The 17,209-nt window shown below is 62.1% G+C and carries 17 protein-coding genes, 1 tRNA gene and 1 pseudogene; 4 read left to right on the top strand and 15 right to left on the bottom strand.

Features of this window, described 5'->3' with window-relative positions:
* A pseudogene (locus tag OWC48_RS32390) lies at positions 1–173 on the top strand (methylmalonate-semialdehyde dehydrogenase (CoA acylating)); the annotation flags it as partial.
* Positions 174–362: 189 nt separating this feature from the next.
* Here the strand turns inward: OWC48_RS32390 and OWC48_RS32385 are convergent.
* A tRNA-Arg gene (locus OWC48_RS32385) sits at positions 363–439 on the bottom strand.
* A 139-nt stretch (positions 440–578) separates the two neighbouring features.
* Positions 579–986 (bottom strand): hypothetical protein, encoded by a 408-nt coding sequence (locus OWC48_RS32380; protein ID WP_282523617.1) that lies wholly within the window; start codon positions 984–986, stop codon positions 579–581.
* 1,156 nt (positions 987–2,142) lie between these two features.
* Here OWC48_RS32380 and OWC48_RS32375 point away from each other — a divergent pair.
* Both OWC48_RS32375 and OWC48_RS32370 read left to right on the top strand, forming a co-directional pair.
* On the top strand, positions 2,143–2,880 hold the full coding sequence (locus tag OWC48_RS32375) for a sensor histidine kinase (protein WP_282523616.1): 738 nt from the start codon (positions 2,143–2,145) through the stop codon (positions 2,878–2,880).
* A gap of 87 nt (positions 2,881–2,967) precedes the next feature.
* Positions 2,968–3,594 (top strand): response regulator transcription factor, encoded by a 627-nt coding sequence (locus OWC48_RS32370; protein WP_282523615.1) that lies wholly within the window; start codon positions 2,968–2,970, stop codon positions 3,592–3,594.
* Positions 3,595–4,116: 522 nt separating this feature from the next.
* Here the strand turns inward: OWC48_RS32370 and OWC48_RS32365 are convergent.
* The 6 genes from OWC48_RS32365 to OWC48_RS32340 are packed head-to-tail and all read right to left on the bottom strand — an operon-like array spanning position 4,117 to position 11,026.
* Complete coding sequence (locus OWC48_RS32365) at positions 4,117–7,245, bottom strand: efflux RND transporter permease subunit (RefSeq protein WP_282523614.1); 3,129 nt, start codon at positions 7,243–7,245, stop codon at positions 4,117–4,119.
* A complete protein-coding gene (locus tag OWC48_RS32360; RefSeq protein ID WP_282523613.1) occupies positions 7,242–8,486 on the bottom strand; it encodes an efflux RND transporter periplasmic adaptor subunit in 1,245 nt (414 codons plus the stop codon). The genes OWC48_RS32365 and OWC48_RS32360 overlap by 4 nt, the downstream gene beginning before the upstream one ends.
* A gap of 35 nt (positions 8,487–8,521) precedes the next feature.
* Complete coding sequence (locus OWC48_RS32355; RefSeq protein WP_282523612.1) at positions 8,522–9,007, bottom strand: DUF992 domain-containing protein; 486 nt, start codon at positions 9,005–9,007, stop codon at positions 8,522–8,524.
* Complete coding sequence (locus OWC48_RS32350; RefSeq protein ID WP_282523611.1) at positions 9,008–9,607, bottom strand: hypothetical protein; 600 nt, start codon at positions 9,605–9,607, stop codon at positions 9,008–9,010. It lies immediately after the preceding gene.
* Positions 9,604–10,737, bottom strand: a complete 1,134-nt coding sequence (locus OWC48_RS32345) for an AI-2E family transporter (RefSeq protein ID WP_282523622.1) — start codon at positions 10,735–10,737, stop codon at positions 9,604–9,606. Before OWC48_RS32345 ends, OWC48_RS32350 begins: the two co-directional genes overlap by 4 nt.
* Before the next feature lie 52 nt (positions 10,738–10,789).
* The gene (locus OWC48_RS32340) at positions 10,790–11,026 is read right to left on the bottom strand and encodes a hypothetical protein (protein ID WP_071911297.1); all 237 of its coding nucleotides are present in this window, start codon (positions 11,024–11,026) and stop codon (positions 10,790–10,792) included.
* 503 nt (positions 11,027–11,529) lie between these two features.
* Between OWC48_RS32340 and OWC48_RS32335 the strand changes: the two genes are divergently transcribed.
* Complete coding sequence (locus OWC48_RS32335; RefSeq protein ID WP_282523610.1) at positions 11,530–12,240, top strand: Bax inhibitor-1/YccA family protein; 711 nt, start codon at positions 11,530–11,532, stop codon at positions 12,238–12,240.
* A 6-nt stretch (positions 12,241–12,246) separates the two neighbouring features.
* On the opposite strand, the gene OWC48_RS32330 is transcribed toward OWC48_RS32335, so the two are convergent.
* The 7 genes from OWC48_RS32330 to OWC48_RS32300 all read right to left on the bottom strand — a co-directional run bounded on the left by OWC48_RS32330 (position 12,247) and on the right by OWC48_RS32300 (position 17,083).
* A complete protein-coding gene (locus tag OWC48_RS32330) occupies positions 12,247–12,750 on the bottom strand; it encodes a DUF1269 domain-containing protein (RefSeq protein ID WP_282523609.1) in 504 nt (167 codons plus the stop codon).
* Positions 12,751–12,937: 187 nt separating this feature from the next.
* Positions 12,938–14,710 carry a complex I subunit 5 family protein gene (locus tag OWC48_RS32325; protein ID WP_282523608.1) on the bottom strand — a complete coding sequence of 591 codons (1,773 nt, stop codon included), beginning with the start codon at positions 14,708–14,710 and terminating at the stop codon, positions 12,938–12,940.
* A complete protein-coding gene (locus OWC48_RS32320; RefSeq protein ID WP_282523607.1) occupies positions 14,710–15,051 on the bottom strand; it encodes an NADH-quinone oxidoreductase subunit K in 342 nt (113 codons plus the stop codon). The genes OWC48_RS32325 and OWC48_RS32320 overlap by 1 nt, the downstream gene beginning before the upstream one ends.
* Positions 15,048–15,977 carry an MnhB domain-containing protein gene (locus tag OWC48_RS32315; protein WP_282523606.1) on the bottom strand — a complete coding sequence of 310 codons (930 nt, stop codon included), beginning with the start codon at positions 15,975–15,977 and terminating at the stop codon, positions 15,048–15,050. The genes OWC48_RS32320 and OWC48_RS32315 overlap by 4 nt, the downstream gene beginning before the upstream one ends.
* A gap of 11 nt (positions 15,978–15,988) precedes the next feature.
* The gene (locus tag OWC48_RS32310) at positions 15,989–16,282 is read right to left on the bottom strand and encodes a monovalent cation/H(+) antiporter subunit G (protein ID WP_282523605.1); all 294 of its coding nucleotides are present in this window, start codon (positions 16,280–16,282) and stop codon (positions 15,989–15,991) included.
* A complete protein-coding gene (locus OWC48_RS32305) occupies positions 16,279–16,569 on the bottom strand; it encodes a monovalent cation/H+ antiporter complex subunit F (RefSeq protein ID WP_071911305.1) in 291 nt (96 codons plus the stop codon). Before OWC48_RS32305 ends, OWC48_RS32310 begins: the two co-directional genes overlap by 4 nt.
* The gene (locus tag OWC48_RS32300; protein WP_282523604.1) at positions 16,562–17,083 is read right to left on the bottom strand and encodes a Na+/H+ antiporter subunit E; all 522 of its coding nucleotides are present in this window, start codon (positions 17,081–17,083) and stop codon (positions 16,562–16,564) included. Before OWC48_RS32300 ends, OWC48_RS32305 begins: the two co-directional genes overlap by 8 nt.
* Between the last annotated feature and the right edge of the window lie 126 nt (positions 17,084–17,209).

Here is a 17,209-nt window from a genome sequence, read left to right as displayed (position 1 = left end):
CGGTGCCGATCGCCTATTACACCTTCGGCGGCTGGAAGAAGTCGGGCTTCGGCGATCTCAACCAGCACGGCCCGGACTCGGTCCGCTTCTACACCAAGACCAAGACGGTGACCTCGCGCTGGCCGTCAGGCGTCAAGGAAGGTGCGGAGTTCTCGATCCCGCTGATGAAGTGAGCAGTTCCGCCCGCTGTCAGTGGCCAGGCCCGAAGGGCTAGTAAATGGTAGCAAACGCCACATGCGTTTCCTCCCGTGACTGCCCGGGGCTCTAACGAGTCCCGGCTTCTTTTTGCTTGCTTGGTGTGACGTCGTTACAAGGGAGCCGGGCTAAGCTCTCGAACCTTGGAGCTAAGCCTTGCAATGAAATGGCGCACCCGACCCGATTCGAACGTGAGGCCTTCGCCTTCGGAGGGCGACGCTCTATCCAGCTGAGCTACGGGTGCTTACTGCTTACGCAGATTTTGCGTATGAGTTAACCCCTCAGCGCGCAACCCTCGCAAGCCTTTGCACTACAATACTCTTTCTTCCTAACTTTTCGTACCAGCCGGCTTGACACTTGCCTTCGGAGGGCAAAGGCCTAGGCTATTCCTGACACACAACATAGCCGACTGCGTTCATCTCGGTGCAGGCCGAGAAGAATGAGAGCAATGGCCAGTACAATTGTACAAAATAAGGATCAGGAGCGTGACCCGTCGCGATGTTTGCGAATACGTCTTCGACAGCTTTACGGCTTAGAGACGAAGTTACAATGAAAACCCGACGGATCGCGTCCGGCGCGTTTCGGGCGGCGTCGAATTCGGTTGCAAGCTGCTCGGCGTTTCCGCGACAGACCCGCGGGATTGACGTCGTCACGCCGTCGACCTTCTTGCGCATCTGCTGCACCACTTTTTCCATGCCAGGGTAGCACCACACTTTGGCGTGGCCCTTGCGCTCCCCCTTTTCAATCCGGCGCATGATCATCTGGACACCAAGCTTGGGCAGATGGCTCAAGACGTCCTCTGCTTCGGCATAAAACTTGACGGTCTCGCCATCGAGCCTCCCAGAGCGGGACGCTGATCTCCGCGCGCCGATCCTGGACGTCGCGAGCGAATTCCGGTGTCTCCGGCATTGTGAGACGCAAGTAGAGGCCGACGCTGACGGCAACGATGCTGAGAAGATACGGCACGCGCCAGCCCCAGCTTAGAAGTGCCTCCCGCGGAGTGGTGCTGGTCACAAGACTGAAAGACGCCGAGAGAGAGCGCAATGCCGATGACGACACCGGATGCCGCGAACGCACCATAGAATCCACGGCGGCTGGGGCTCTGCTCTGCGAGCAGAAGCGCTGCGCCACCGTATTCCGCTCCGGCTCCCAACCCCTGGATTAGTCGCAACGCGACCAGCGCGATCGGTGCCCAGATCCCTACCTGATCAAACGTCGGCAGCAGGTTCATGAGGCTCGACGACACTTCCTTGAGCGCTAGCGTTGCTGCACTGTGACGATCACGCGGGCAAATCGGCGGGCTTTTGTCGGCATGCCTCTGGGGCGCGATCGTCGGCATGCTTGCCTTCCGATTTGGCGGGCGGCTTCTGCCTAATTTGGCACTCCGCCATCAGATATGGAGAGAGCATCGGTCGACACTCGATGCTTCATGCGTTTGGGCATCCACTAGAAGGATTGGAGGCAATCTGAAAACATTCGGCTCGGTCGCGAGCTGGACTTTTGGCGTTGCTGCCTCTGTTGATTTCCGAATTACGGAATTTCAAGGAGATCGCCTCGGGGCGGAATATGGAAAGACGTCTTACCTAAACAGCGGACTGTTCTGCGGCGCAACACCCTCGCCGGGCCGCTCGATAGCTGCCGCGCCGCCGTCAAGCGGTCGATGCCAGAGCGCGCAGATTGACGGACGCGCCTTCACAATCGCGTTTTCGACGACCCGCATGCTGCTCCTTGCCTGCAGCTCCTTGATTTGAATCAGGGAGCATCGCGCCAAATTTGGGATGCTCGGCACACGAGGGGACCGGCTGCCTAGGGGATTTCTACGTAGTGGCTTATACTGATTGTGTGGTCGGTGTGTCGCGGCGGTAGGCTAAATTTATCGGAGAGTTGTCTGCATATGCCAGGAAACTAGCAGTTCGAAAGTTAGCACTGCAGGAAGGCGAGTGTATCATGTCCCTTCAGGAGACACAGGTCAGCCGACATGTTCGAAATGCCTCCGGAGGATCGAGGCATGCGCGCAAGGCGAATTCCGAACAGCTCGCTCTGCAGGAAAAAGTTCATCGTCAAATTGCGTCGGAGCTTCACGATTCAACGTGCCAGCATTTGGTGGCGGCGAGCCTCATTCTGATGCAAGTAAGGAGTGCGCTAGGCGATCCTCTGAAGGCGACGAGACATTGCGATCAGCTCGACATCTCGATCGGTCGCGCGATGAAGGAATTGCGGTCTCTCACATATCTGCTTCACCCTCAGGATCTGCTTGAAGGAGGGCTCAGGACGACAATCGAGCAATTCGCAGAAGGGTTCGTAGCCCGAACGCCGCTGAATATTGAGGTCTCGATATCGTCCGCGGTCGACGGCCTGCCATACGGGGCGCAGCGAGCGTTGCTGAGAATTGTTCAGGAGGCCCTGACGAACGTTTACCGCCACGCCAAGGCGACACAGGTCGCCATAACTATCGGGGCGAGGGACAGGAAGTTCAAGCTCGAGGTTCGAGACGACGGACAAGGCATGGTCGCTGCAGATGGCGCATGCCGCTTTCGTCCGTGGGCACCCGGAGCGGGAATCCGTATCATGCGGGCTCGATTGCAAGAGATGGGAGGGCGGCTTGAGATATTATCGGCACCCACAACGCTGCGGCGCGGAACCATCCTGCGCGCGACCTTTCCATGCGCTCTTGCGCGCGAGTGAGATGGCCCGGTTGGAGATGCTGCTGAAACGCAGAGCCCATAGCTCGTCCAGGTTCTCTTGCGACAAGATCATCGAGGCAGCCCTCTCATGAAACGAATTCTCATTGCTGATGATCATGATGCTGTTCGATCCGGGCTACGGGCGGTCCTCGAGCAGCGGCCGGGTTGGATGATTGTCGCCGAGGCGTCCGACGGAAAATCGGCATTTGAGGCCGCTCTCAAAGAGCGGCCCGATGTTGCGATCGTCGACTTCTTCATGCCGCGCATGACGGGACTGGAAATAACTCGAGGAATAAAAAAGCATCTCCGCGAAACTGAGGTGCTGATCTTTACCGCGCACGAATCCGGAGTGCTGGCTCAAGAGGCGCTTCAGGCGGGTGCGCGCGCGTTCCTGGTCAAGTCGGACGCAAACAAGCTGCTGTTGGCTGCCGTTGAAGCGCTAATGGCACGTAAGCCATTCCTTGGCGGACGATTTTGTGGTCAGTCGGGTCGAGAAGACGAAGCTGGCGAGGGGCATATGAGATTGTCTCCGCGAGAGCGGCTCGTTGTCAAGCTCGTGGCCGAGGGATACAGCAACAAGGGTATCAGCGCGATGCTGAGCTCAAGCGTGAAAACCACGGAAACGCATCGGGCGTCGGCCATGGGAAAACTGGGGGTCAATTCGATAGCTGGACTGGTCCGCTACGCGATCAGAGCTAAGTTGATTGAAGAGTGAACGAAATCGGCGGCTGCCGGCCCGCCGCGCTTTGCAACCGATCGCGGCGGTGAAGCGGAGCTGATCGCTGCGGAAGCACAGCTCTATCCTTCGTCGTCCGCGAAGGGTCACGGACGGTCACCTCCACCGCCACCCGCAATGGCGGCGACCGCGATGCCACCAGCAAACCCAACGGCGCCTGCGCGGTCGCGGCCGCCCCCAACCGGGGCCATGCGGAGGACCCCACTGCGCCTGCGTCGCGAGATCCGTGGTTATCGCCGCCCGTCCCAGATTTGCGGCGACCGGCATAGCCTCCGCTGTCGCAATGAAACGAGCGCCGATTGCGCCGACCGCTGCGGCGGCGACGGCGCCCTGCGCAAAACCAAGGAAGGCACGACGTGTGGGAGCGTTCATTGTCCTTCTCTTCTCTTCTTGTCACGCAGTTTCGAGTGCGGACTACGGTAGCGGGGAACGGCAACGCCGGCATCCGACGAAACCCTGAGCAATAGGCTCGGAGTATTCCCGCCGTCCTGGATACTCGGGTCATGTGGTTCGCGCCGGGACCGGTCGTGCCTTCGTGCGTTCGCGCAGGCGCTGAAACGTGACGTAGAGCATAGGCACCATAAAAATCCCGATTGAGCTTGCGGCGAGCATGCCGGCAAAGACAGCGGTCCCGACCGCCCTGCGGCTCAGCTCGGCGGCGCCGGTTGCGAGCACGAGCGGGAGGAGTCCGAGAATGAAGGCAACTGAGGTCATCATCACCGCGCGGAACCGCATATGCGCCCCCTGGATCGCGGCCTCCGCAAGCTCTGTGCCGGCTTCCCGTCGTTCCTTGGCGAATTCCACGATCAGGATGCCGTTCTTGGCGGCAAGCGCGATCAGCACCACGAGGCCAATCTGGCCGTACAGATCGAGATTGAGGCCGGCGATTTTAATACCGATATATGAGCCTAGAACGCCGACAACGACGGAGAGCAGCACCGGGATCGGGATCACCGTGCTCTCATACAGCGCCACCAGGAACAGATAGGCGAACAGCACGGCGAGCGCGAGCACCACCCCGGTTTGTCCTGCTGCCTGTTGCTCCTGATAGGCGGTGCCGGTCCACTCGAAACTGTAGCCTGCAGGCAGCACGTTGTTGGAGATCTCTGCCATCGCTGCCATCGCGGTGCCGGACGAGACGGCTGGCGCCGGGCTGCCGTTCACCGTCACTGAACGATAATTGTTGTAGCGGGTAATGACCTGAGGCCCGGTTACGATCTTGATGCCGGCGAGCGACCGCATCGGAACCATCTGACCGGTGCTATTGCGGACATAGATGCGCCAGATATCGGAAAGGTCGGCGCGATCGAGCGCCTCCCCCTGCACGTTGACCTGCCAGGTGCGTCCATAGAGGTTGAAGTTGTTGACGTAGATGCCGCCCAGCGTCGCCTGAAGAGCCGTGAAGATATCGCTGATGGTCACGCCAAGCGCCTGCGCCTTGCGTCGATCGATGTCGAGATAGATCGATGGATTTGTCGCGGTGAAGGTCGAGAACACTCGCGTCAGCCGCGGATCGGCATTGGCCGCTCCGATCAACGCACCCGTGACACTGGAGATCGCGGCGGGGCTCTGTCCTTCCAGCGCCTGGAGCTGGTACTCGAACCCGCCTGAGGTGGAGAGTCCGATGATCGGCGGCATATTGAACGGCAGTACATTGGCCTGCCGGATTTGCGCGCCGGCTGCGTAAGTCTGCCGGATCAACGCCTGCGCCGAATCCGCGACCGCCTTGCGATCGGCAAACGGCTTGAGGCGCGTCACCACCAGCGCGCTGTTGGGCTCGGACGCCCCGTCAAGCAGGGAAAAGCCGATGATGGCCAGAACATGGTCGACGGCCGGCATCTCGTTCAGGACGTCCTCGATCTGTTTGGTGACTTCACTGGTCCGCGCAACGGATGCACCGTCCGGCAACTGCACCGAAGTGAAGAAAGCGCCCTGGTCTTCCTCGGGGAGGAACCCTGTCGGCGTCAGGTGCGACATCCCGAAAATGCCGGCTGCGAACACGGCGACCAGGATGAGCGAGAGACTGGCCACGCGCAGCAGCCGTCGTACGCCGCCGCTATAGCGATCGCGGATCCAGTCAATGCCACCAAGAACGTGGCCGATCGTGCCGCGCCGGGGTCCAGTATGCCGCAGGAACAGCGCGCACAAGGCGGGCGACAAGGTCAGCGCATTCAGTGCCGAAATCATCATGGCGGCGCTGATCGTCACCGCAAATTGCCGAAACAGCGTGCCGGAAATGCCGGGAATGAAGGCGATCGGAACAAAGACGGAGAGCAGCACCAACGTGATCGCGATGATCGGTGCCGTGATCTGCGTCATCGCCTTCTTGCTTGCCTCGACTGGCGAAAGATCCGGTTCCTCCTCCATCACTCGCTCGACGTTCTCCACGACGACGATGGCGTCATCCACGACGATGCCGATGGCGAGCACCATTGCGAGCAGTGACACGGTATTCGCGGAATAGCCAAGCATCAGCAGCACCGCGAAGGTGCCGACCAGGCTGACCGGTACGGCAATGGCTGGTATGACCGTGGCCCGAAGGTTACCGAGGAACAAATAAACCACGATCACGACCAGGACGAAGGCCTCTCCCAGCGTCCGCAGAACCTCCGAGATGGTGTCCCGTACGAAGCTCGTGGAATCGTACTGCACGAGATAGCTCAACCCCGTCGGGAATCGCTTCGATAGCCGCTGCATCGTCGCCGCGACCGCCTGCGCCGTCGTCACGGCATTGGCGCCCGGCGCCAGATAGATCGCGAGAGGCACCGCGGCGCGCCCGTCGATCCGCGCTTCGCTGTCGAGGTTCTGCGCGCCCATCTCGACCCGGGCGACGTCCTTGACGAGCAGCGTCGAACCATCCGGGTTGGCGCGCAGCACGATATTGGCGAACTGGTCGACTGTCGCGAGCCGCCCGAGGGTCTGGACGTTGAACTGGAATTGCTGGTCGTCGCTGATTGGACGCGCGCCGATGCGGCCGACCGGCGCCTGAACGCTTTGCGTTCGAATTGCCGCGATCACGTCCGAGGGCGTGAGATTGAGGCTGGTCAGCCGCTGCGTATCGAACCAGATCCGCATCGAGTAGTTCATCTTGGCGAACAGGTGAGCTTGGCCGACACCGGGCGTGCTGGAGATCGCGTCGAGTATGTTGATGATCGCGTAGTTGGTGATGAACAGCGGATCTTGCTGGCCGTCGGCACTGTAAAGCACCAGAAATTGCAGGATCGCCGACGATTTCTTTTGCACGGTCACGCCCTGCTGCTGCACCTCGGTGGGCAATTGCGACAGCGCGCTCTGCACCCGGTTGTTAACATTGACGGTGTTGATATCGGGATCGGTGCCAAGTGCAAATGACACCGTCAAGGTGTAGCTGCCGTCGTTGCCGCTCGTCGATTTCATATAGAGAGCTCGGTCGACGCCGATCACTTGCGCTTCGAGCGGTTGAGCGACGCTGGCCTCCACGACCTCGGCAGACGCGCCGGGAAAGGTCCCGGCGACCGTGACCTGCGGTGGCACAATGTCCGGAAATTGCGCCACCGGGATCCGTGTCAGCGCGAGCGCACCTGCAATGGTGATGATGAAGGCCACGACCATCGCAAGTCGCGGGCGATCGATGAACACGGCGGACATCATGGCTTTTTGTCCTCCGGGCGCGGACCAGTTGAACCGCCATGGTCTGGCTGCGAAGGCGCGTCGCCTGTGCCGGCATTCATGCTCGACTGGATCAGCGCGCTCGCCGGGCCCGGAGAAACCGCCTGACCTGGACGAACTCTTTGCAGGCCTTCGACGATGACCTTGTCGCCTGCCGCGAGGCCGCTGATGACGGAGGCTATGGTGGGCGTCGATTGCCCCAGCTTGACGCGGCGTTGTTCGGCCTTATCGCCGGCGCCAACGGTGAGGACATAGTCACCCTGCTGATCGGACAGCACCGCCGAACGCGGGACCGCCAACACTTCGATGGGCTGGACACCTTCCAGCAAGACCGTGACGAATTCGCCGTCAGTCAGTTCGTGAACGGTTACGCCCGCGGCGGACGGCGCGCGCAGGATCGGGTTTGCGATCTCGCCGCGCACGGTGATCGTGTCCGTGTTCTGGGCGATGGTGTTGTCGACAAAATCGAGCTTGCCGGACTTGCCATACATGCGGCCATTGGGCAGCCGCAGCCGGATCACCACGGCTTCCAAGCCTCCCTGCGGACCATAGCGTTCGCGTAGTTCGAGCCCCTGGCGCAACGGCACCGGGAAGGTGACGTACATCGGATCCTGGCTGACGATCGTGGTCAGTACGCCCGAGCTGGGACCGACGACATTGCCTTCGGTCACGGACGTACGTCCGATCTTGCCGTCGATCGGCGCGCTGATCATGGTGTAATCGAGGTTGATCTGTGACGCATCGACTTGTGCCTGCGCGGCCTGGACCTGGGCTTCCAGGCTGCGTTGGTTGGCGATCGCCGCGTCGTAGGTCGATTGCTGACCGGCCGGCCCGCTGAGCAGCGTACGCGCCCGGTCGGTCGTCAGCTTGGCGTTCTCGAGCATCGCTCGGAGCTGGGCCACCTGCGCCTGCTTTGACGCGAGATCGGCCTCGAACGGACCGCGCTCGAGCCGGTAAAGCGGGGCGCCCTTCTTGAGCTCGGCACCCTCGACGAACAACCGTTGCTCCAGGAATGCGGTGACGCGAGCCACGACATTGACGCGATTGACCGCCTCGATCCGCCCGAGGAATTCGTTGGTCTCGGTGATCGGTCGTCTGATCGCTTCCACGATGCCGACAGCGGGCGGAGGGCCTGCGACTGGCTGTGTCCAGCCCGTGCCGCCAGCGATGAATGTCAGGAAGCCCGCCGCCAGCATCCTGACCGAGACGTCCGCAAGGTCCATTGTCCGCTCCTTGCTCCGGCGTTCGGGACAAGCCGCTATCCCGGTCCGCGCGAGCCGAGTGTCAGGTTCGTAACTCCCGCCGCAAGGTTCAATCCGATCGATCGTTCGATCGACAGAGGCTGGAGCGCAATCGTCCGGCGAGAGCCTCCGATCAGAACGTTCGCTCCGAGACCGGGGCCGAACGCGACATTGCCGCTCGCCCCCACGTAGCTCCCGCGCAGCGTGCCGGGGCCGACGCGCGAGTTCCTGGCGAGGACGGCCCATGAGAGGGTTCCTGCGCTGGTCACGCCGATGTCGAGACCAACGCGCCTGATCCGTCCGTCGTAGACGTACTGCCGGGTCGGGCGTCTCGTGATGAATACGCAACGAAGCTCCTGCGCGGAGCCGAGCACCAGCCCAACGCGCGGAGTGCTGGTGCATACGAGCCGGCCGACCCTGAAGGCCTCGGCGCGTGCGGGCAGAGCGTCGGCGCACATCAAGGCGGATCCGCAGATGATCGCAAGAAGCAGGTTAATGCGCATTCAGGCCTCCATTTGACTTCCGGTGTCGGTTGGCGAACTCCCTGGGCTGCGATCCTGGCGAAGCCAGAACGTGATGCCGAGGCCGATCAGCAGGACGGCGCCCAACAGGAAGAAGATGATGGATTGCTGTAACCAGGATATCGCCGGAACCGTGACGCCCATCGCAAGGCCGAGGAAGGCAATTTGCGGCGACAGAAGACTGACGCCCGCGAGGAAGGTGCCGAGCGCAAGTAATGTGAGAAGAACGAGGCTGGTTGCCGGCGTCGGCAACAATTGCTGAACGCCTGACACCAGCATGATGTTCATCGTGACCAGGACGGCAACCCAGTGCAGCGCCTGGGTCCAGATCAGTCGCCACCGGGCCTCCTTGCCATCGACCTCCGGCCATTTGTTGATGACGCACACAACGCCGATGGCGAGCGCGAGAAACTCCCAATAGCCAACGAGAGGCTGGTGAGAGGCGTTGGTATAGGCGACGCCCGCGACGGCGAGCACCAGTGCAATGATGTAGGGAAGTTGCTGCCACAGAAAACGTGTCATCCGCGCGTGCGCCGGGGATGGCTCCATTCCATTGTTCCGTTCGGCTCGAATCTCGCTCATGGCGCTCCCATTTGCGATGGTCCCTTGTTGGACATGCGCCCGCTGCTATCGCCGAGGTAATCCTCGACGTAGAATCTAATGATCGCGACCCGGCCGACCGCGACCAGCGGCATGGCGAGTGCGATACCCATCACGCCCAGCATTGCGCCCAACAGCACGATCGCGACCAATGTCCATGCGGGAGGAATTTCGACCGCCTGGCGCTGGATCAACGGGCCGATCACATAGCCCTCGATCGATTGAATGATTGTGTAGATGACGACGGCCCAGATCAGTAGCGATGCGCCGAGCGGCATCGCGACGAGCGCGATCGGGATCGCGGCAAGGATGGGCCCCAGATACGGAACGAAGTTGGAAAGGCCCGCCTGCAGCCCAAGCACGAAGGGACCGGGAAGCCCGATCAGATAGAGCGCGACCCACACGCACAGTGTCATCAGGATGATGCGGATCAGCTGTCCGACGAACCACAGCCGCAGGACGTTTCCCATCTCGTTCATTACGGCGCGTGTTCGGGCGCGATAGGAAGGCTTCGCCAGCATCACCAGACTCTCGCGATGGCTGGTGGGATCAAAGGCGAAGAGGATACCGAGGAACGCGATCACCAGCACACCGGTCAGGAAGCTCGACGCTCTGCCAAGGACGAGCTGGGCGTGGCTGAAGAACCGGCCTTGATCGGACAGCAGCCATTGCGCAAAATCGCGCCCCGATTCCGGACCAAGCAGATCGACGCCGTAGGTCAAAAGGCGTTGCTGCAAGACGTCGAATTGGATGTCCATTACCTCCAGCAGGATGCGTGTTTGCTGCGGCAGCTTGCCGCCTCCCCAGGCGAGGCCTAGTCCGACCATGGTGGTGAACAGCAGAAGCACGAATGTCAGCCGCCAGACGCGATTGAGTGGAATTAGTAGCGCCAATGCGCGTGCGGCGGCATCCAGAAAGGCAGCAAACAGCACGCCTGCGAAGATGATGAGAAGACTCGAGGCGGTTTGCCATACGAGGAAGAGAGCAACGCAAATGGCGAGCAGGGCGAGACCCGTTGCGAGAAAGCCGCGCCGCCTGTCGGTGCCCTGGTCTGGAGGATCGCGGACCACGGCCTCGCGCTGTTGCTCTTGTCCTGTCCTCACATCGCTCATCGATTGGGGTGTCTCGGCGGCGGATTGCAATGACGAACTGTCGCGCCGGGGCTCAGGTGCGAACACGGCGGCTGCCATAATGGGGATGCGAGCCGCCGCGATGACGCCAGTAGCGATGCTTGGTGGGGTTGGTATTCGTATTTGGCGCGGCGGTGCTTGGGGCAGGTGTCGTGACCTGCTTTGGCACGGATGCGGCCGGATCGGTCGTCTGCGCCTGGGAACTGGTCGACTGCGCGGTCGCAATCGATCCGGCAAGGATCAAGGCACCGCAAATGGTCCGGACATTCATGCTTGTCTCCAACTGACCCACAACACTTCAGATCGAGATAGCGCCGACGGCCAACGCATAGACGCGGACGCGTGCAGCGAGCCCTCAACCCCGGAGATGAGGTGGGCGGAAGGGTCGAATTTGAACGGGGTAGGCCGACCACCCTCGGTTAAGAGACTAGAGGCAGCATCTCGGTCGACACATCAGGGATTCTATGTAGAGGGCGAGGCAGGAAATCGGTCGACCGTTTCTAATGAGGACTTGCCGACCCGGGCGCAGCGGCCGGGGCGACCAGCACGAAGCTCGCGCGGAACAACTCGCCCGCCTTAGCGAGTTCAGTCGCGATATGCCTGGCGTGCAGAACGGCGGCGTCATGGTCGGTTTCGGTAAGTCGCTCTGGCAGATACGGGTATCCCGAGATAGGGTGATATATCTTCCGGCGCTCGGGTGATCATCCGATGCCCCCGCAGGGGCCGGACCGCTAGCTTCGTTTGTTCATGCGAACCAATCCGTGGAGGCAAGCGATGTCGAACTATGATCCGAATCTGACTGCCTCAGGCACTGGTGGCGGCGCGCTTGCGATCGATCCCGGATTGCGCGCCTACATGCTGCGCATCTACAATTATATGGCCGCGGGCGTGGGCCTGACCGCAATTGTGGCGTGGCTGACGTATCAGCTCATGGGTCCCGCATTGCTCGAGAGCCCGTTGATGTGGGTTTTCATCCTGGCGCCACTCGGGCTGGTGTTCTTCATCGGGGCGCGCATCAATACGCTGTCGGCGGAAACAGCGCGCATTCTTTTCTTCGTCTATGCCGCGCTGGTCGGCGTCTCGCTCTCGACGCTGCTGCACATCTACACCAGCACCTCGATCACGCGCGTGTTCTTCATCGCGGCCGCGATGTTCGGGGCACTCAGCGTCTTCGGCTACACCACGAGGCGCGACCTGTCCGCGGTCGGCAGCTTCCTGTTCATGGGCCTGATCGGCATCATCGTCGCAAGCCTGGTCAATATCTTCCTGAGGTCGACGGGGCTCGATTGGTTGATCTCGATCGTCGGCGTAGGCGTCTTTGCGGGACTCACGGCCTATGATACGCAGCGGATCAAGGCGATGTACGAGAGCAGGGACGATGCGACGACGGCAGGCCGCAAGTCGGTGATCGCGGCACTGTCGCTCTACCTCAACTTCCTCAATCTGTTCATGATGCTGCTGCGCCTGCTCGGCGGTAGGCGGTAGGCGGCTTCAGGCCGCCGGCCGCTCCGCCGCGCTGGCGAGCGCATCGCGCAGGATCTTTTCCTTGGTCTCGTCCAGGGACGTTTTCAATACGACTCCGCCGGCATCCTTGATTTCGTTCAACACCTTGTCTGCCGTCATGTTCTTGATCAGGACGAAGAGCGCGGCGTTACCGGGGTGGAGCGAAGCGGACAGCTCCTTCATGAAGGAATCGTTGATGCCGAAATCGGACAAGGCGCCTCCAAGCGCGCCGGACGCAGCGCCGACCGCGACACCGATGATCGGATTGAGGAAGAGCACGCCGACCAGGAGTCCCCAGAAGCTGCCGGTAATCGCGCCCGTCGCCGTGGTGTTGACGAGCTGGTTGAGCTTGATGTTGCCGTTCTCGGCCTTGACGGCGATCACGGCGTCACTGATGGTGATCAAATATTCCTTTTGCAGTTTGAGCAGCCGAGTTCGGACTTCTTCGGCCTTTGCTTCGGTCGGGTATACGATCGCAACCAGATCAGACATGGAGACCTCCTGGGCATTCCCGCAGGGACCGCGGGAAGACTGATGCCAACTGCATGGCGCGGAGACTAAACGGCGAATTGCAAGCTCGACATCCGAGAAAACCCTTGGGCGCGGGAGAGAATGTTCCGGATCATTAGAGCAGGGGAATCCCTCGGCCCGATCTGCGCGATCCGGCTGTTCTGAGTCTTCAATTTGCTGCGAGCATCGACGCGGCAAGCAGCAGCGACACCAGGAGCAGGGAGATGCCCGCGGCGGACCATTGACGGAGAACTTCGTCGCCTCTTTCGATAAGGCTGCCGAATCTAAGACAGCCGCGCCGGAGCGGACCGACCACTCTCATGAGCGCTTTCCAGGCTGCGGATGAGCCGAGCGGGTGTGGCCACGGGCTGAGCAGGATCGCGAGCGCCGCCCCTCCCAGCACCGGCAGGAGCAATTTGGATAGCGCGTCGATGCCGAACAGCTTGGATGCCGCATCAGACGGGGCCGGTAAATACGAATCCCAGGGCAGCAAGCCAAGGAACAAAGAACAGAGGGCCAAGACAAGTGCCGCGAGGTCGCGGCTGAGCGGGGCTGGGCCGACGAGAACAATCGGCTGGTCCGATGGCGCGAGCGCATGGGACAGGACCAGCACGACATAGGCGGTCGTGAACATTCCGCCCGCCTGGAGCACTATGGCCCACCACCATTGTCCGGTCCTCGCGGTCTCCTGGAGCAATAGTTCCTTCGCGAATGACGCGCCGCTCGGTTGAACACCCATCAAGGCGATGCCGCCAATTGCGAATGCCAGGACGCTCAAGGGCAGGGCGCGCGCGACACCGCACAGCCCGGTGATGCGATCGTGGCCGAGCCCGGCGTAGATTGATCCGACGGCCATGAACATCGCCGCCTTGGCAGTCGCATGGGAAACTGCCTGCAACAGGCCGCCCGCCAGGGCCTGGTCACTTTCGAGCTTCCCGGATGCGCCGAACGCAAGAGGAAACATCAGGAAGAGATATCCGATCTGAGCCAGCGTCGAATACGCAATCAGGAGCTTGAGGCGCTCTTGCCGGAGAGCGACAACGCTTCCGAACAAGATCGCTCCGGCTCCCAGCGCCGCGAGCAATTGTGCGGCAGCCAAGCCGGGCAAGCCCGGCATGACGTCGAACCAGAGCCGCACAAGGATGAAGAACGATCCCTTCACGACCAAGGCGGACAGGATCGCGCTAGCTGCGGCCGGTGCGCCGGCGTGAGCGGGCGGCAGCCAGAGGTGCAACGGAAAGAGTGCAGTTTTTGCGAGGAGACCGGTCGTCATCAAGGCTGCCGCGATGAGCACGCCGGAGTCCGCGTTCACGCGATGCGACAACAACGCGATATCAAGGGTGCCGTAGAGACCATAGAGCAGCGCGGTGCCCATCAGGTAGAGGACCGAGCCGAGCAGTGCGAAGAGCAGATACCGCAACGCAGCCCGAAGCGTCTCCGCGCGACCGTCGAGAGAGACCAGAGGCACCGCGGCGAACGTCAGCAATTCCAGCGCAACATACAGCGTGAAGAGATCTCCCGCGATGAAGATCGTGTTCAGCGCGCCCCAGATTGCCAGAAGCAGGATCCAGAATGCGAAAGGTGCGCGCGCTTCGACAGATTGGGGACGAAAATCGGTTGCGGCAAAAATGGCGACCGCGCAGATCACGACTGCCGTCGTCGCGAGCATGACCGCCGACAATCCGTCCGCGCGGAGGGCTACGCCGAGCGGTGGTGGCCAGGCGCCGAGTAGGTAGACGAGGTGGCCGTCGCTCCGCGGCAAGAGCACGAGAACGGCGAAAGCAATCGCCAACCCGACCGGTACGACCGTGGAGGCAACCTGCCGGACGTAGCGCTCGCCGAGAACGAACGCCAGCAAGACGCCCGCAACCGGCACGACGATCGACAGCACCAGCAGGAAGCCGCCGGCGGTGGTCACCAGCGCGGGGGCGGGGGGCAGCATCAGTGACCGGACGGATCGGAGCGCGCGCTCGCCGCCGCCCGACTGTTGAGCGTCGTGGAGCCTGCGATCTGAAAAAGCCGCAGCAACAAGGCGATCGCCAGAGCCGTTGCGGAAAACGCGACCACGACTCCTGTGATCACCAGGGCCTGCGGCACCGGGTCGTTGCCAAAGCCCGCTGCGGCGCCTCGCCGCCCGACGATGCCGAACATAAGAAACACGCCGCTGCCGAGCAGGTTGAATGCGATGATCTTGCGAAGCGGTTGCGGATTGGCAATCAGGCCGTAGAGCCCGAGCCCGACCGCCGCGGCGGCGCATAGTCCGAACACCGTCACGGCGCTCATCGCTCAGCGCTCCTTTCAGGTGCACCGGCGAGCAGCAGGCCGAGCGTCGTCGCGATCGTCAGGAGCATCGCGACCTCAATGCTCAGAATTAGCGGCTTGGCGAACGCAACGGGATAGGCAAGGAACGCCGACCCAAAACAGAGCCCGCCGAGGCCGACGGCAAGGAATAGGCCGGGGCCGGCCACCAGGATGAGCCGTAGCCATCGACTGCGCACGGGCGGGGTATCCACCAACCCGGCCATGATCACCAGCAGCCACATCGACGCGAGAACCGCGCCGCCCTGAAATGCTCCGCCGGGGTGATCAGCGCCCGTCCACAGGATGTAAATGCCGACGACGATGCCGGCGGGTGGCAACAGGCGCGCAAGAAAGGCGAGAACACCATTTGGATCAGCCTGGTGGCGTGGTCCGGGACGACCGCCCCAGGCCTGGTCCGACGCAAGCGACCAGACACCGACGATGGCGAGCAGGAGCACGACCTTCTCGAGCATGGTGTCCATTCCGCGGAATGCCATGAGCACGTTGGTGACGGGGTTGGTCATTCCGGTCGCCCCGGCATTCGCGACGACGGCGGGCGCGAGCGTTGGCGCCGGATCGGGCAGCAGTAGGATCGTGACGGCCAGCGCTGCTGCGATCGACGCGGACAGTATGGCTGCGCTCAAGCGCACGATCAGGCTGGGCCCTTCCGTTGTCATCGCCTCGGTATCGCGCAGCCGGGCCGCCGCACCCAACAGCAAGACGCCGCCGAGGCCTCCGCCAATTGCAGCCTCGGTCAGCGCGACATCGACGGCGTCAAGGCGGACCCAGATCAGCGCAACCAGCAGTCCGTAGGCGATAAAACCGACCGTGGCCGAATAGGTGTCGGGGACGGCGATCGTCCAGATGGCGAGGCCCAGCACCACGGCGGCGAGCGCGATCTCGAACACTGTTGCGATGTTCATTTGCCTGACCCGCTCTGACGTGCCGTGCGCGCGATCAATTGGGAGACGGTGGCGCCCGCGAGCAGCACGAACATCCATATGCTGATCAGCTTCAGTCCGTCGCGCAGGCCTCCTGTTTGGGGGAGCAGCCCGAGCACGACGAAACCCAGGCCGAGGTTATCGGCCTTGCTGAGCGCGTGTAGACGAGTCAGGGTGTCGGGAAAGCGAAGAAGGCCGACGGTACCGGCGAAAAAGAAGAATACGCCTGCCGACACTCCCGCAACCGTGATGATGTCGCGTGCGACGTTCATCTGTCCTCCCCCGGATCGGCCCCATCGGTTTCGAGGCGGGAGAGCCCCTTCTTGACGAATGCGATGGATGCGAAAGTGGCGAGCAGTGCCAGTATCAATGCCACGTCGACGGCCGCCGGCACGCCTGTCACGGTGCCGAGCAGCAGCAAGACGGCAATGCCGGCAGTCCCGATCAGTTGCGCCGCCATCATCCGGTCGGCATCTGTCGGGCCACGCAAGATGGAGACCAGCCCAAGCCCCAGCATCGCCAGGATCAAGCCGACTGCGGCAGTGAGGAATTCAGTCATTGTAGAGGGCCCGAACCAACGCCGCTTCCTCCGCGGCAAGTTCGGCAACGACCGGTTGCTCGACGTCGAGACAGTGATAGACGAGCTGCCCGTTCTCCTCCCCGGTTGGCACAGTGCCAGGCAAAAGGCTGGTGAGTGTCGTGAACACGTTACGTCGCACCCCGCGTGAGAGGCCGGTCGGATAGAACACAAATCCCGGCCGCAGCGGCAGCCGGGGATCGAGCGCGCGGCGTGCGACGTCTACGCCGGCGACCACCGATTGGTATAGGAAAAGCAGCGCCAGGCGGACGATGGCGGGAATTGACCGCCGGGATCTGCTCGGCTCCAGCAGGTGCAGGCTTGTCCAGGTTGCTGCTGCGATTGCTGCCGCCGCGGCAGGAATATCTGCCGGATTGGCGCCGGCAAGCACGAGCCAGAGGCAAAGGAAAAATGCGGCTCTTAAAGTCGCAGTTCGCCACGATCCTCCAACCGCGACGACGGCACGCCCATATCGATCACCTGAGGACCCTGTCATGCCGGTTTCCTCGGTTGTTCCCGGGTTGTGTCGTCCGGCTCTGCCGTGTTTTGAGGAAGCGCGCTTTTGCGCGCCCCAGACGAGAATTCAAACGGCGGATGTTTGTCGCGCGCGGCGGCGTTGCCC

The organism is Bradyrhizobium sp. Arg816, assembly GCF_029989365.1.
Lineage (GTDB): Bacteria > Pseudomonadota > Alphaproteobacteria > Rhizobiales > Xanthobacteraceae > Bradyrhizobium.
The sequence above is the reverse complement of the archived record's forward strand: the minus strand, read 5'-3'. Positions and strand labels throughout refer to the sequence as shown.